We start from the raw sequence: 15069 nt of genomic DNA, 5'->3' as shown, positions 1-15069 counted from the left end.
CACCTGTTCCCATGCCGAACACAGAAGTTAAGCTCTTTAGCGCCGATGGTAGTCGGACTTACGTTCCGCGAGAGTAGGACGGTGCCAGGTAATTTTAATTAATCCACAGTAGCTCAGTGGTAGAGCTATCGGCTGTTAACCGATCGGTCGTAGGTTCGAGTCCTACCTGTGGAGCCATATAAGGCCCCTTGGTCAAGCGGTTAAGACACCGCCCTTTCACGGCGGTAACACGGGTTCGAGTCCCGTAGGGGTCACTTTTTGGAGAATTAGCTCAGCTGGGAGAGCATCTGCCTTACAAGCAGAGGGTCGGCGGTTCGAACCCGTCATTCTCCACCATTTCTTTTCAATTACATATGCGGAGGGGTAGCGAAGTGGCTAAACGCGGCGGACTGTAAATCCGCTCCTTCGGGTTCGGCAGTTCGAATCTGCCCCCCTCCACCATCATTGGGCTATAGCCAAGCGGTAAGGCAACGGACTTTGACTCCGTCACTCGCTGGTTCGAATCCAGCTAGCCCAGCCATATGAGCCATTAGCTCAGTTGGTAGAGCATCTGACTTTTAATCAGAGGGTCAGAGGTTCGAATCCTCTATGGCTCACTTGTAGACCCTATCTCAATCGAGGTAGGGTTTTTTGTTGTGCGTTCGGCATGAGTAATAACTTGACGGTGAATGTCCGTTACAGGCTTGGTAGTAGGAACTGTTAGCGAAAGACAAGGGTGTCCATTGCGAAGTGGAAAAAGACAAGGGTATCCTTTGCGAAGTCGAATCTGAAGGAAGTAGGATGCAAACACTCGCACTGATGAACAGAAATATCATACAAGGCTATGTAGAATGGACGTCTGCAACACATGATAAAGTTCGATACTATGCTTTTACTGCTCATCTTCTGTACCAGACAGATCATTATAAGTACCTTGTATTATTTTTTATATTGTCATCCAACTTAAGATAAAGTTATATGCGACTAAAGTCATAAATAGATGTTCCAACGCTTTTGCCAGTATTCGAGAAGCAAAGATTTCGAAAAATCATCTCAAATTGATAGAACCACTTCAAATACTTTGTTGATACATAAGTTATAGTAGTAGCGCCTTTACACTGTTACTATATGATTCAAAAGTCTTCCCCTAAAAACCCGCTTTTTATCATATTGATAGCCTCTTATAGAAATAAAAAATTAGACAGAAACAATTTTACCCATATAGCAATATATAATAGAAATACTTGATTTTATCATGATTAATGATTATTCTGACAATAATATGATAGATAATCATAAAGGGGGATTGTCTATTATAATTAACAAATAAAGGGGTTATAAGAGATGAAGAAAAAAATAGAATTGATTGGTGCACCAGTATTATTTGGACAACAAAAATTTGGTGTGGACTTTGGTCCAGACGCGATACGTTATGCAGGTGCGGTAGAGCGATTAAAGCGTATCGGTCATGAAGTGATAGATAGTGGTAATATTGAAGTGCCACGTGTGGACGTTGAGAAGATCCAAGGTCCGCAAGAAGGACTAAGAAATTTTGAAGAGATATTAACATATAATGAACGGTTAATGAATAAAGTATCTGACAGCATTGAACAAGGTCATTTTCCGGTCGTGCTCGGTGGGGATCATTCTCTAGCGATTGGGTCTATTTCAGCTGTAAGTAAGCACTACGAATCGTTAGGGGTTATTTGGTATGATGCGCACGGTGATTTGAATATTCCTGAGGAGTCGCCGTCTGGCAATATACACGGTATGTCGTTACATGTGCTTGCTGGGGAAGGTGACGAACAGTTAGTTCAATTGGGGGGCTTTGCGCCGAAAGTGACGCCTGATCGCATTGTGTTGATTGGGATGCGTGATTTGGATTATGGAGAACGTGAATACATTAAACAACATCATATTAAAACGTATACGATGGCTGATATTGATGCGATGGGTATTCAACAAGTCATAAAGGAAAGTATCGATTATCTTAAAGATCGTACGGATGGTGTTCATTTATCGTTAGACGTTGATGCATTAGATCCGAATGAAACGCCAGGAACGGGTACGAAGGTGTCGGGTGGTTTAACGTACCGTGAGAGTCATTATGCGTTAGAGTTGTTGCAGCAATCGGGTCTGATTACGTCGCTTGATTTAGTTGAGGTGAATCCGCTGTTAGATCAAGGGAATCATACAGCTGAACAGGCGGTCGCATTGTTGGGCTCTTTCTTCGGTGAAACATTATTGTAAATCGGGCAAATGATGTATGACAATTGACTATCATCCTTGTTATAATAAAAGTTATGGGAATAGATTACCGGAGGAGATGCTATGCATATTTCAAATCTCTTTTCAAACTTAAGTACACTTGAAGTAGTCACTGGTATTCTAGATTTATTAATTGTTTGGTATGTCATCTACTTATTGATTGCAGTCTTTAAGGGGACAAAAGCGATTCAGTTATTAAAAGGGATATTATTTATTCTGGTCGGTAAAGCGGTTAGTGAGTATTTACAGTTAACAACGACTTCAAGAATGTTTGATTTAGTTATGCAATGGGGCTTTTTAGCGATCATTGTAATCTTCCAACCTGAGATTAGAAGGGCGTTAGAACAGTTAGGACGTGGAAGTTTCCTTAAACGCTATACGGGAACAACTTCCGAAGAGGTACCTAAGTTGATTGAAGCTGTATCTAAAGCGGTGCAGTATATGGCGAAACGTCGCATCGGTGCATTGATTGTTTTTGAAAAAGAAACAGGATTGCAAGATTATATTGAAACGGGTATTCCGATGCATTCTGATATTTCACAAGAGTTATTGACGAATGTGTTTATTCCGAATACACCACTTCATGATGGTGCGATGATTATTCAAGGCGATAAGATTGCGACGGCGGCAAGTTATTTACCGTTGTCGGACAGTCCGAAAATTGCTAAGAGTTTAGGGACACGTCATCGTGCTGCGGTAGGTATTTCAGAGGTGTCTGATGCGTTCACTGTTATTGTCTCAGAAGAAACAGGTTCTATCTCTGTGACTTTTGACGGCAAGCTACGTAAAGATATTTCGGTGGAAGTATTTGAAGAGTTATTGTCTGAACATTGGTTTGGAACACACTTTGCAAAGAAAGGTGTGAATTAGATGTTAGAGTCTAAATGGGGCTTGCGTTTTTTTGCGCTGATTATCGCATTATTACTCTTTTTATCAGTGAATAACGTCTTAGGCGATTCATTTACGACAGATAATATTGCGAAAGACGGTCATAAAACGATTAAGAATGTGCCTGTCGAAGTCATTAATAACAACAAAAACCTTTATGTATCCGGTGCGCCAGATACGGTAGATGTTGAGCTGAGTGGTCCACAATCTAAAGTGTTACAAGCACAAAAGGTTGAAGATTACAAAGTGACGTTAGATGTAACAGATGCGAGTACGGGAGAGCAAACTGTTCCGTTTCAAGTGCGCGGCTTAGATAAGGATATTAACTATCGCGTGTATCCGAAAGAAACAACACTTTCTGTCGAGAAGAAAGAGACGCGTAATGTGGTTGTTGAGCCAAATATTAGCCGCTATGCGATTGATCCTAACTATCAGGTTTCAGATGCTAAGGTGGGCGTTCGTACAGTGAAGGTAACTGGTGGCAAAGAGCAGTTGGACCGTATTGCGTTTGCGAAGGCGAGCTTTAGAGAAGATTTCCAGATAGCACAAAAAACAACGGCGAAAGCAAATGTATCTGTTTTTGATAAGAATATGAATAAGCTTGATGTTCAAGTGGAACCATCTACTGTTGATTTAACGGTAGATGTGGAACCTTATCATAAAAAAGTGAAGGTGAATTTAACGAAAAAAGGGACAGCTGCTGATGGTTATCAAGTTAGCGATGTCACTTTAGATAAGTCAGAAATTGAACTTTATGGCGATCGTGAAGTGTTAGAAGATATTGATGAAATCACAGGAGAAGTTGATGTCAACGGTGTCGAAACGACTACAACGCGAACGGTCAAGTTGAATTTACCGAAAGAAGTTTCTTATGCAAAGCCAGCAGAATTAACAGCAACAATTTCAGTTGAATGAATGAAATAAAAGGAGATATGAATTATGGGTAAATATTTTGGGACAGACGGTGTCAGAGGCGTTGCCAACCAAGAATTAACACCTGAGTTAGCATTTAAATTAGGGAGATACGGTGGTTATGTATTAGCACATAACGCACATAAAGAACATCCACGTGTTTTAGTGGGGAAAGATACACGTGTTTCTGGTGAAATGTTAGAGAACGCCTTAATTGCCGGGCTTGTGTCAATTGGTGCGGAAGTGATGCGCTTAGGCGTTATTTCGACACCAGGTGTTGCCTATTTAACACGTGAGATGGAAGCTGAGTTAGGTGTCATGATTTCAGCATCACACAATCCAGTGGCAGATAACGGTATTAAATTCTTTGGTTCTGACGGTTTTAAATTGTCAGATGCACAAGAGCAAGAGATTGAAGCGTTATTAGATGATACGCAAACGGAATTACCACGACCAACAGGTACGCAAATTGTGCATACATCTGATTACTTTGAAGGTGCACAAAAGTACTTGAGCTACTTAAAATCGACGGTAGAAGTGAATTTAGAAGGCTTGAAGATTGGTTTAGACGGTGCGAATGGTTCGACGGCATCTCTTGCGCCATTCTTATTCGGTGACCTTGAAGCGGATACTGTTACAATTGGTTGTAGCCCGGACGGTTATAACATCAATGAAGGTGTTGGTTCAACGCATCCAGAACCTTTAGCGCAAAAAGTTGTTGAAGAAGGCTGTGACTTTGGTTTGGCGTTCGATGGCGACGGTGACCGTTTAATCGCGGTTGATGAGCAAGGTAATATTGTGGATGGTGACCAAATTATGTTTATCATTGGTCAAGAAATGGCGAAAAACCATGAATTGAATGACAACATGATTGTATCTACAGTGATGAGTAACTTAGGTTTCTACAAAGCGTTAGAAGCGGAAGGTATTCAGTCGAACAAAACGAAAGTTGGGGATCGCTACGTTGTTGAAGAAATGCGTCGTGGCAATTACAACTTAGGTGGCGAACAATCAGGTCATATCGTGATGATGGACTATAACACAACTGGTGATGGTTTATTAACAGGTGTACAACTTGCGGCGGTTGTGAAGCGCTCAGGCAAAAAGTTAAGTGAGTTAGCTGCACAAATGAAGAAATATCCGCAATCACTTGTGAACGTGAGAGTTACTGATAAATATGGCGTGGAAGATAACGCTGATGTTAAAGAAGTGATGTCACGTGTTGAAGTGGAAATGAACGGAGAAGGTCGTATTTTAGTACGTCCGTCTGGTACTGAGCCGCTTGTACGTGTGATGGTTGAAGCGAAAACGGATGAAGATGCATTGCGTTTTGCGCAGACGATTGCAGATGTTGTAGAAGAAAAAATGGGCTTATAAGCCAACATGAAAAGAAACCCGTGATCTTATGAGAAGGTCACGGGTTTTTGCTATCTTATAATTTGTGATAGACTGCGCTGATTGTTTCCGCAGTTGCTGTATCAAGTTGTGCATGTTGTTGTAAGAATGCAATGATACCTTGTTCGGCAAGTTGTTTATTTTTCTCTACTGTTTCAGTATCTTGTGCATCTTCATAGCGCAATGCGAAGGCAGCAAGTTGTGTCAACGCGTCGTGTGGTTGACCTGCTTGTACCAATGCTTTTAATGGCTTGATAATACGGTCTTCGGGTCCTAACTTACGCAATACGCCACGTCCAACACGAACGATGTCATCTGAGAGGTTCGGGTTATAGAAACGGGCGATGATTTTTTTACGATAGTTTGATTGCGTGTCGTCATCAATATCGAATTGTGTTTCGATATAGTGACTTGTTTCCGTTAAAACTTGTTCAAGTCCGTCAGCCACCGGCGCATCTTGAATCGCTTCTAAAATTGTTTGATGGCCGTAATATTGCCCGGCATATGCGAGATAGGCGTGTCCGGTATTAACCGTTAAGAGTTTGCGTTCAATATAAGGCGCTAAGTTATCTACGTAAGTGACACCTGTGAGTTTGTCGCCATACCAAGTCGGACTTTCAATAACCCATTCAAAAAATGGCTCGACTGTCACGTCTAAAACATTGTCGTGTGATTGCGCAGGGACGATACGGTCGACGGCTGCATTTGAAAAGTGTACGCAATCAGGTAGTTCGCCGACTAATTCACGGATTGCTGCTGCTAATTGATCAGTTGCGTTGATGGCATTTTCACAAGCGACAACGTTAACTGGTGTTGTACGTTTTTTCAAAATCGGTGCTAATGTCTTGGCAACGATTGGCAGAATGTTCACGCCTACAGCAGTTGTAATTAAGTCGACAGTTTCAATTTCTGTTTCAAGTACTGTTTGATCTTGAACTGAGTGTAAACCTGTTACATTTTTAACAGTTGTTGTTGTATGTTCGGGGTCTGCGAGTGTTACGTCATATTGTTGTGCCTCTTTTAATGCGTTAACAAGGGTATCATTCACATCTGCAAAGGTAACGTGGTAGTTGTTGTCTGCTAATATTAAGCCGATAAATCCGCGACCGATATTACCAGCGCCAAAGTGTAGTGCGTTCATTACACATCCGCCTCCTCAAGAATATGTCGAATTTCTGATGTTGTTTGTGCGTTGACGATTTTTTCTACGTTTTCTTCTTCACTGAATGCAATGGCAATTTGAGATAACAGTTCTAAGTGCGTGCCGTCTTTACCTGCAATGCCGATAACGACTTTGACTTCTTCACCGCCCCAATCTAAGCCATTAGGGATTTGTAGAAGGGCTAAGCTCGAATCTAACACTGCTGATTTCGCGTCATCTGTACCGTGTGGAATTGCCAGCCAGTTGCCCATATACGTAGAGACGATGTTTTCACGTTCTAACATTGCTGGGATGTAGTCTTCTGTCACTGCACCGCTTTGAACGAGTAGCTGTCCTGCACGTTTAATTGCTTCTTCTTGTGAATTAAATGATTGATTTAATAAAATGTTGTCATCACGTAATAAGTTTTCCATTGTATTTCAACTCCTATAAGGTTTGTTTAATGAATGTTAATATTTGATGTTTCAATGCTTGTTCAACTTCTGCTGCTTCCGATAACCACGTGTCGAGATTGTCTAAGTGTTCTGTGACATAGCTATATAGCTGGCTAATAAGTGGTTGTAATTGACTCGTTTCAGGCAACACGGCACAAATCACATAATGAATAGGCTCATTTGTCGAAAGGTTAATAGGATTTGTTAATTTGCCAATGCTAAAATGTGGCTTTAAAATGTGTGCGTCTGTCATGTGAGGAATTGCCACGGGATAGGGAGTTAACGTAAAGCTTTGATGTTGATTTCGTTCGACTAACCGTTGCGCAACTTCTTGTACATTTGTAATAACGCCTTGATCAGCAAGGTATTCCGCAAGTTCATCGCCTAAGTCACGATAGTCAACTTCTGAAACAGTTAAGTCAGTAACGAGTGATAAACATTCGTCCACTAACGTGAGTTTTTGATTCACACCATCTAATGAGACTGCGTGATTTGACTGTGTCCTCTCTGTTTCCTTTTGCACCATCGTCAATGGCTGTGTGTCCTTCGTTGCCAGTTGTTCTTGTAAAAATGTAGTCGTTTGTGCCAACTCATGTTCAGGCAATAAAGGATTCACCGTTAAATAAGGCTCATTAATATCTAACTCAATCGTTGAAATAATCGCGTCATAATCGTTTAAATCATGTGTCTTCAACGTACTCACTGCCGCCTGCGTAATGTCGTCAATCATTGGAAACGATTCGCGCAAACGGTTAGCAAGGATGCGACTCGTACCAATACCGCTACTACATACGACAAGTACTTTTGTTGTACGTTTATTCTTAGAAATGGCACCACCGAAATGTAAGACAAGAAAGGCAATTTCATAATCCGGAAATGTTAACGATGGCAGTGCTTGTTCAAGGCTTCGTGCAATGGCATCGTAAAGTGTCGGATACGTTGAACGAATGCGTTGTGTCATTGGATTGTACGTTTTAATATTGGCGCGTATCCTGTTAATGGCTGGCGGTAAATGCAACAGCAGACCAGTCTCTAATTCTGAGCGTGAGTCAAATTGATACGTCGTCTGTGCAATGACGTCATCAATCAAGCGATTCACAAGTGCACGATTACTTTCCTGTGTCGGAATATCCTTATCATTGCGTCGTTTTGCGCCACGTAAATGAATCGTCATAAACGTAATTTCTGATTCGTCAAAAGCGACCTGATAGTGATGCCCTAATCGTTCAGCAATATGTGTCGCAATTTGAAATTCAAGCGTGTCACGTACTTCCGCAATAATGTTTGGCTCTACGGAAACAAATTGCTGGTGCTTCATCCGCTCAATGCTGAGTACAATATGCACGATGAGTGCCAAGTAACTAGATTCTGTTAACGTGTATGGCAATTGATCCAAGTCGTCCATTAACAAACGCTCCACTTGGAAAATGTCCTTCATATCGACCATTGGTAATCGTTCCTGATTCAGCGTTTGGAACACAAAATGGTTTTCAATAACGGAATAGACACTCGTACTGTTAAGGCGCTCGATCATTAATTGACTTAATAGCGCACGTTTCTGCATTTCACTGCCAATAATTGAAATACCTTCACCGCGTTTGCGTACTAACTTGATATGAAATTGATGCAAATCTACAGATAAGTCATCGAGTACTTTCGTAAGTTGAGGAAGTGACGCCCCAATTTCGGAAGCAAGACTAATCTGTTTGACAGGCTCTCCACTTTGAATTAAGGCGTATAGCACAATGACCTTTTGTTCTTCTTGCGTTAAATCAACGACTTCTAAAGCGTTCAATGCTTGTGTGAGTGCATCGAATGCTGTGTCATCGCCTTCAAGCAAGATGCCTTTGTTTTTAATGCGCCTGAGTGTGATATCAAAGGCACTTAACGTCGTATCGAGATTTTTCAGTTCGCGATGGACAGTACGTGAAGAAACGGCAAGTTGTTGTGCAATATCGAAAAGGTTGACTGGATACCCTTTGTTTTTGAGTAAAATGGCTATAATTTGACGTTCTCTCGTCCCCATATACATAAATATTTCACCCCTTTGCTTGTGTGAAAAAAGTGGGAGAGGGAGGTTGGGATACAATAAATTTAAGTACTGGGAAACCGATAAATGGTGTCCCAAAAGCAGGATTTTCGACAGAACTTCCACGATTTCGGCAAAATCAAAAAGCAATTTTGCTCATCGTTCGGTTCTGCTCAAATCCTAACCGCTTTTGTCCCAACCTCTTGTTCTCCACACAGCATTATTGTTGTTGATCGGCTTTGATTTGAGTCATTAACGCTTCATAGCGAGGTGAATTTAAGAAGTTATCAACGGATAAATGAATTGCGTTTGGTACTTGTTTAATCGCGCGATCTGTTAACTTTTTCTGCGTGATGACGAGTTGTGCATCATCTGTTAATTGGTTGATGGCTTTGTTGATAACTGTGACGTTTTCAATGCCTGCTTTTTCAAACTTTTTACGTAACATGCTGGCACCCATCGCACTTGAACCCATACCGGCATCACAAGCAAAGATGACTTGTGTGACATCGTGGTATTTATGTGCACTTACGTCTTCTGTGTCGTAGCGATTTAATAACGCTTCAGTATCAGTTTCATCTGTTGACGCTGCGTTAGTTTTTTCTGTTAATGCACTGCTAACTGTTGATTTTTTACCTTTTGTTGCTTCCATTTGTGCTGTCGCATCAGAAAGACTCTTCGTAGGATTTTTTGTGAATTTTAAGATAATGCTAGCGATGATAAACGTTACAAGCGTTGATAAGAAGACGCCGAGTAACATAATGAGATAGCCACCTTTTGGTGTAACGGCAAGGTATGCGAAAATTGATCCTGGTGATGCAGGGCTTGTTAACCCAAAGTTAAATAAGCTAAATGTCGCAACACCCGTCATGCCACCAGCAATGGCTGCTAGGATAAGCAATGGACGTGCTAAGACATACGGGAAGTAGATTTCATGAATCCCACCAATAAAGTGGATGAATGCTGCGCCGTATGACGTTGCTTTTTCAGTGCCTTTACCGAAGACCATGTATGCAAGGAGAATTCCGAGACCTGGTCCAGGGTTTGACTCTAATGTGTACAAAATAGATTTGCCGGCTTCACTCACTTGATCTGCCGCTAACGGTGTCAGTACGCCGTGGTTAATCGCATTGTTTAAAAAGACGATTTTGGCAGGTTCGATGAGTACGCTGACTAAAGGAAGCAGGTGTTTACCAATTAAGAAGTCAACGCCCATACCTAACAAGTGCATTAGACCAGATACAACTGGTGCGAGTGCTTTGAAGCCAAGAATGGTCATAAAGAAGGCTAAGAAACCAGCCGAAAAGTTATTCACGAGCATTTCTAAGCCGTTTGGTGTGCGTGGTTGTAAGAAGGCATCGACCTTTTTCATCATCCAACCAACGAGTGGCCCCATTATCATGGCACCGATTAACATAGGTGTTTCAGGGAATGCAGCAATAACCCCCATTGTGGCAGTTGCACCGACGATACCACCGCGAAGGTCATGGACAAGACGTCCACCACTAAATGCGATAAGAAGTGGAATCAAGTATTTGATCATCGGGTCGACCATTGCGGCAAGTTCTTTATTTGGATACCAGCCGTCCGGGATAAATAAGGCGGTAATCAGTCCCCAAGCGATAAATGCGCCGATATTTGGCATGATCATGCTCGATAGAAATGAGCCGAACGCTTGGACATTGCGTTGCACACGTACTTTCATAGCTTGTTGTGCTTTTGCGTGTGTGTTTGACATAGTTTTTATCATCCTTTCATTTCATTGAATGTGTCGTTCTAACTTCATCATAGGTGTGGTAGGGCCTAGCGACAATGAATAGAAAATGCTGTATTGGCAGGCCTAAAATGACAAATAATGATTAAGGCGTCATGACAAGAATTGATGAACGAAATGTGGACAAATTGCTTAATATTTTAGATGAAAATAGCAGTTTTATTTGCAATGATTGTTTTCATCAGTGTAAAATGAGATATATTCAAAAAGAGAAGGAGGATTGTGAGGTTAAACGACAAAGCGCCAGCACAAGTACGGGCGGTTGATCGAGGAGATATAGACTAAAGCAGAGTGTATATTGAGATGAACTAGCAGGCTTGTAGACGAGGAGGATAGTGATCGAATCAGATCGGCGGATGCTATCCCGGATGTGGCTCATTCGTTAGCTTATTAATTAAAACAAGAGGGCAACTTTTTGGACAAAGTTAGTAAGATCGCCAAACACAAATTTAAAAACTGAGAAAAAGCGATGCACAAGGTGTCGTTTCTATTGTGATGTATTAAAGCAGAATACAGACAATGCAAACACAGCTTGAGGTACCGTTATTTTGTAATGGAGGAAAAGATTTATGTGCGGAATTGTAGGTTATATTGGTTATGAGAAAGCAAAAGAAATTTTATTACGTGGGTTAGAAAAGTTAGAATATCGTGGCTATGACTCAGCGGGTATCGCGACACGTGATGACAAAGAGGTTACTGTGACAAAAGCAAAAGGGCGTATTGCTGAGTTACGTAAAGCGGCTGACAATGATATTGATGGTCAAGCGGGTATTGGACATACACGTTGGGCGACACATGGTGTGCCGAACTATGAAAACTCACACCCTCATCAATCAGCAAGTGGTCGTTATACACTTGTACACAACGGTGTGATCGAAAACTATGAAGAGTTAAGAGATACTTATGTTTCGGATGTTACATTTGTGTCAGAAACAGATACAGAAGTTATCGTACAATTAGTGGAATACTTTGCTAATCAAGGTATGACAACAGAAGCAGCATTTACAAAAGTGGTTTCATTATTACACGGTTCATATGCGCTTGGTTTATTAGATAGCGAAGACAACGACACTATCTATGTAGCGAAAAACAAATCACCATTACTTGTAGGTATTGGTGACAACTTCAACGTTATCGCATCAGATGCATTAGCAATGATTCAAGTAACAAGCGAATACAAAGAATTAAAAGACCAAGAAGTTGTGTTAGTACAACGTGATCAAGTCGTTATTAAAGACTTAGAAGGTAATGTTGTTGAACGTGAAAGCTACACAGCTGAAATTGACGCATCAGACGCTGAAAAAGGTGTTTATGCACACTACATGTTAAAAGAAATTCATGAACAACCTGCAGCAATGCGTCGTATTATTCAAGCGTACCAAGACGATCAAGGTAACTTAAGTGTTGACCCAGAGATTGTTAAAGATGTTCAAAACGCAGACCGCATTTACATTATCGCTGCAGGTACTAGCTATCATGCAGGCTTAGTCGGCAAAGAGTATTTAGAAAAATGGGCAGGCGTACCAACAGAAGTACACGTAGCATCAGAATTTGTTTACAACATGCCATTATTATCTGAACGTCCATTATTCGTTTACATCTCACAATCAGGTGAAACAGCAGATAGCCGTGCGGTACTCGTTGAAACAACAAAATTAGGTCATCGTTCATTAACAATTACAAACGTTGCTGGTTCAACATTATCTCGTGAAGCGGATCATACGTTATTGTTACATGCAGGTCCAGAGATTGCCGTTGCATCAACAAAAGCATATACAGCACAAATTGCGGTATTATCAATCTTAGCGCAAGTTGTTGCGACAGCACGTGGTCGTCAAACAGATGTTGACTTATTGCCAGAACTTGCAAAAGTGACTGCAGCTATCGAAACAATCGTTGATGACGCACCAAAAATGGAACAAATTGCGACAGACTTCTTAGAAACAACACGCAACGCATTCTTTATCGGTCGTGCGGTAGACTACAATGTCAGCCTAGAAGGTGCATTGAAGTTAAAAGAGATTTCATATATTCAAGCTGAAGGTTTCGCTGGTGGGGAATTAAAACACGGTACAATCGCATTGATTGAAGAAGGTACACCAGTCGTGGCATTAGCAACACAAGAACACGTGAACTTATCTATCCGAGGCAATGTGAAAGAAGTCGTAGCTCGTGGTGCGAACCCATGTATTATCTCAATGGAAGGTCTTGAAAAAGACGGCGACACATATGTGATTCCACACGTACACGAATTGTTAACACCATTAGTATCAGTTGTGACATTACAATTGATTTCATACTATGCGGCATTACACCGTGACTTAGATGTGGATAAACCACGTAACTTAGCAAAATCTGTAACAGTAGAATAGGTTGCAGTAAGATAAACTCAATAAAAACATTCGGCTGATTTCATCTTTTGTGAAGTCAGCCTTTTTTGAATAGCAAGATAAACAAAGGGGGATTTTGGATGATTATTTTAAAAGAAATGGCAAAACGTAAAGGTGGTCAACAGTTACTTCAAGACATTTCATGGCACATTCAACCAGGTGAGAAATGGTTAGTCTACGGCATGAATGGTGCTGGGAAGAGTACATTGTTGAATATTATCACAGCCTATGATTTTGCCACACAAGGCGAGGTCAGTTTGTTTGGGATGACACCAGGACGAGAAGGCTATTCGGCACATCGTGTACACGAACAGATTGGTTATGTATCAGGGAGTTTACGTGATCGATTTGCGGAAGGTGAACGGGTTAGAGATGTCGTGCTGAGCGGTATTTATAAGTCTATCGGCGTCTATCAAACTCCGACTGAACAGGATGTGGCGCTCGCCCAACACATGCTGGCACGTTTTGATATGACGCGCTTTGAAAATGATTATTTCGGACGCTTATCGACCGGGGAACAACAGCGTGTACTGTTAGCACGGGCACTTGTTACACGACCAAAGTTACTTATTTTAGATGAACCGTGTAATGGCTTGGACTTTGTCGGACGTGAACAGTTATTAGATATGTTAACGGGGATGCATGACGATTATTCAGATATGGCAGTTATTTATGTCACGCATTTTGTTGAAGAAGTGACCGCAGATTTTACACATGCACTGTTGCTTAAACAAGGTGTTGCACGTGCAAGTGGCCCGATTGCAGAAACATTAACAAGTGGCCATTTGACAGAACTATTTGATATGCCGGTGACGCTCCAACACCAACAAGGACGCTACCAAATGATTCGCCAATAAAGGGGTTTTGATTGCTTTTATATTGAGAAGATGACACACTTTATACGAGAAGATTATCGATGAAAGGATAGGCAACGATGCGACAAGTTAAGGCGATATTTTTAGATATGGACGGTACGATTTTGCGTGAAAACAATCGCAGTTCTGATTATACAGCGGATGTGATTGCGCAGCTTAGAAAGGCAGGGTATAAAGTCTTTTTAGCAACAGGACGTGCGAAAGCAGAGATTCCATTATTAATTCCTGAGACGATGCAGTTTGATGGCATCATTTCATCGAATGGCACAATTGGTCATATTAACGACGAGGTGCTATTCCAACACGGCTTAGGAGAAGAAGGTGTGCGTGCGATTGTAGATCAAGCACAACAAGCGGGTATTTACTATGAAGTGTTCCCATTTGATGAACCACGTTTTTCATGTGAAGCGGATAAAGCATGGATGTTAGATTTAGTAGACGGCGATAAACCGGAGAGTGTGGGGATTAGCGAATGGTTATCAAGACAAGAAGCCGTAGCGAGCAAGTTGACATGGCGTGCAGCGATTCCTACAGGCTTGGACTACTCGAAAATTTATTTATTCCATCCGAATTTGGAGATGATTGCGACGTTTCGTAATGCGATGAAAGCACAGATGGAGACGCTCAAAATTGAAGTTTCTCAATCGACACCAAACAATGTAGAGACGATGGCATATCAAGTGAACAAGGGTACTGGCATTCAAGAGATGTGTGCGCATTTTAACATCGACATTGCAGATACATTGGTAATTGGCGATAGCGACAATGACCGTACGATGTTTAAAGTAGGTGGCGTAACAGTTGCAATGAAGAATGCGAATGAGCGGATTAAAGCGCTAACGGCATATGAAACAGCTGTCGATAATGATCAAGACGGCGCTGCACATTTTCTTGCTGAACATTTATTATAAGCAAAAAAGCGAGACAGGAATCCCATTTTTAAAGATTCCTGTCCCACTTTAT

The 15069-nt window shown here is 41.4% G+C and carries 11 protein-coding genes, 6 tRNA genes and 1 rRNA gene; 14 read left to right on the top strand and 4 right to left on the bottom strand.

Going from position 1 to position 15069, the window contains the following annotated elements; translation table 11 throughout:
- The 11 genes from rrf to glmM all read left to right on the top strand — a co-directional run.
- Positions 1-90: ribosomal RNA gene (gene rrf, locus CD122_RS05185) — 5S ribosomal RNA — on the top strand; the annotation flags it as partial.
- Positions 91-102: 12 nt separating this feature from the next.
- A tRNA-Asn gene (locus tag CD122_RS05180) sits at positions 103-177 on the top strand.
- A gap of 5 nt (positions 178-182) precedes the next feature.
- Positions 183-254: transfer RNA gene (locus tag CD122_RS05175), tRNA-Glu, on the top strand.
- Positions 255-260: 6 nt separating this feature from the next.
- Positions 261-336 (top strand) — tRNA-Val (locus tag CD122_RS05170).
- A gap of 21 nt (positions 337-357) precedes the next feature.
- Positions 358-441: transfer RNA gene (locus CD122_RS05165), tRNA-Tyr, on the top strand.
- 4 nt (positions 442-445) lie between these two features.
- Positions 446-520 (top strand) — tRNA-Gln (locus CD122_RS05160).
- A gap of 3 nt (positions 521-523) precedes the next feature.
- A tRNA-Lys gene (locus tag CD122_RS05155) sits at positions 524-596 on the top strand.
- A gap of 727 nt (positions 597-1323) precedes the next feature.
- Positions 1324-2229 (top strand): arginase, encoded by a 906-nt coding sequence (gene rocF, locus CD122_RS05150; protein ID WP_103357934.1) that lies wholly within the window; start codon positions 1324-1326, stop codon positions 2227-2229.
- Between the two features lie 81 nt (positions 2230-2310).
- A complete protein-coding gene (cdaA, locus tag CD122_RS05145; RefSeq protein WP_103357933.1) occupies positions 2311-3117 on the top strand; it encodes a diadenylate cyclase CdaA in 807 nt (268 codons plus the stop codon).
- Positions 3118-4050, top strand: coding sequence for a CdaR family protein (locus CD122_RS05140; protein ID WP_103357932.1), 933 nt, complete (start codon positions 3118-3120; stop codon positions 4048-4050).
- A gap of 24 nt (positions 4051-4074) precedes the next feature.
- A complete protein-coding gene (gene glmM, locus CD122_RS05135; protein WP_103357931.1) occupies positions 4075-5424 on the top strand; it encodes a phosphoglucosamine mutase in 1350 nt (449 codons plus the stop codon).
- Positions 5425-5479: 55 nt separating this feature from the next.
- Here glmM and CD122_RS05130 read toward each other — a convergent pair whose 3' ends face one another.
- The 4 genes from CD122_RS05130 to CD122_RS05115 all read right to left on the bottom strand — a co-directional run bounded on the left by CD122_RS05130 (position 5480) and on the right by CD122_RS05115 (position 10805).
- Positions 5480-6583, bottom strand: coding sequence for a mannitol-1-phosphate 5-dehydrogenase (locus CD122_RS05130; RefSeq protein WP_103357930.1), 1104 nt, complete (start codon positions 6581-6583; stop codon positions 5480-5482).
- The gene (locus CD122_RS05125; protein WP_103357929.1) at positions 6583-7017 is read right to left on the bottom strand and encodes a PTS mannitol transporter subunit IIA; all 435 of its coding nucleotides are present in this window, start codon (positions 7015-7017) and stop codon (positions 6583-6585) included. Before CD122_RS05125 ends, CD122_RS05130 begins: the two co-directional genes overlap by 1 nt.
- Before the next feature lie 13 nt (positions 7018-7030).
- Complete coding sequence (locus CD122_RS05120) at positions 7031-9070, bottom strand: BglG family transcription antiterminator (RefSeq protein ID WP_103357928.1); 2040 nt, start codon at positions 9068-9070, stop codon at positions 7031-7033.
- A 217-nt stretch (positions 9071-9287) separates the two neighbouring features.
- A complete protein-coding gene (locus CD122_RS05115; protein WP_103357927.1) occupies positions 9288-10805 on the bottom strand; it encodes a PTS mannitol transporter subunit IIBC in 1518 nt (505 codons plus the stop codon).
- Between the two features lie 605 nt (positions 10806-11410).
- Here CD122_RS05115 and glmS point away from each other — a divergent pair.
- The 3 genes from glmS to CD122_RS05100 all read left to right on the top strand — a co-directional run bounded on the left by glmS (position 11411) and on the right by CD122_RS05100 (position 15017).
- The gene (gene glmS / locus CD122_RS05110) at positions 11411-13213 is read left to right on the top strand and encodes a glutamine--fructose-6-phosphate transaminase (isomerizing) (RefSeq protein ID WP_103357926.1); all 1803 of its coding nucleotides are present in this window, start codon (positions 11411-11413) and stop codon (positions 13211-13213) included.
- Positions 13214-13311: 98 nt separating this feature from the next.
- A complete protein-coding gene (locus CD122_RS05105) occupies positions 13312-14088 on the top strand; it encodes an ABC transporter ATP-binding protein (protein ID WP_103357925.1) in 777 nt (258 codons plus the stop codon).
- Positions 14089-14165: 77 nt separating this feature from the next.
- The gene (locus tag CD122_RS05100) at positions 14166-15017 is read left to right on the top strand and encodes an HAD family hydrolase (RefSeq protein ID WP_103357924.1); all 852 of its coding nucleotides are present in this window, start codon (positions 14166-14168) and stop codon (positions 15015-15017) included.
- Positions 15018-15069: the final 52 nt, after the last annotated feature.

It is taken from the genome of Staphylococcus rostri (assembly GCF_002902145.1).
Classification (GTDB): domain Bacteria; phylum Bacillota; class Bacilli; order Staphylococcales; family Staphylococcaceae; genus Staphylococcus; species Staphylococcus rostri.
Note: the sequence above shows the minus strand (reverse complement) of the source record. Positions and strands in the feature narration are given on the sequence as shown.

What these genes read in the sequence shown, in the direction of transcription:
- CD122_RS05140 (WP_103357932.1), top strand. Translation starts at nt 3,118, where the DNA reads ATGTTAGAGTCTAAATGGGGCTTGCGTTTTTTTGCGCTGATTATCGCA.
- CD122_RS05125 (WP_103357929.1), bottom strand. Translation starts at nt 7,017, where the DNA reads ATGGAAAACTTATTACGTGATGACAACATTTTATTAAATCAATCATTT.
- CD122_RS05120 (WP_103357928.1), bottom strand. Translation starts at nt 9,070, where the DNA reads ATGTATATGGGGACGAGAGAACGTCAAATTATAGCCATTTTACTCAAA.
- CD122_RS05130 (WP_103357930.1), bottom strand. Translation starts at nt 6,583, where the DNA reads ATGAACGCACTACACTTTGGCGCTGGTAATATCGGTCGCGGATTTATC.
- CD122_RS05115 (WP_103357927.1), bottom strand. Translation starts at nt 10,805, where the DNA reads ATGTCAAACACACACGCAAAAGCACAACAAGCTATGAAAGTACGTGTG.
- CD122_RS05100 (WP_103357924.1), top strand. Translation starts at nt 14,166, where the DNA reads ATGCGACAAGTTAAGGCGATATTTTTAGATATGGACGGTACGATTTTG.
- cdaA (WP_103357933.1), top strand. Translation starts at nt 2,311, where the DNA reads ATGCATATTTCAAATCTCTTTTCAAACTTAAGTACACTTGAAGTAGTC.
- glmM (WP_103357931.1), top strand. Translation starts at nt 4,075, where the DNA reads ATGGGTAAATATTTTGGGACAGACGGTGTCAGAGGCGTTGCCAACCAA.
- glmS (WP_103357926.1), top strand. Translation starts at nt 11,411, where the DNA reads ATGTGCGGAATTGTAGGTTATATTGGTTATGAGAAAGCAAAAGAAATT.
- rocF (WP_103357934.1), top strand. Translation starts at nt 1,324, where the DNA reads ATGAAGAAAAAAATAGAATTGATTGGTGCACCAGTATTATTTGGACAA.
- CD122_RS05105 (WP_103357925.1), top strand. Translation starts at nt 13,312, where the DNA reads ATGATTATTTTAAAAGAAATGGCAAAACGTAAAGGTGGTCAACAGTTA.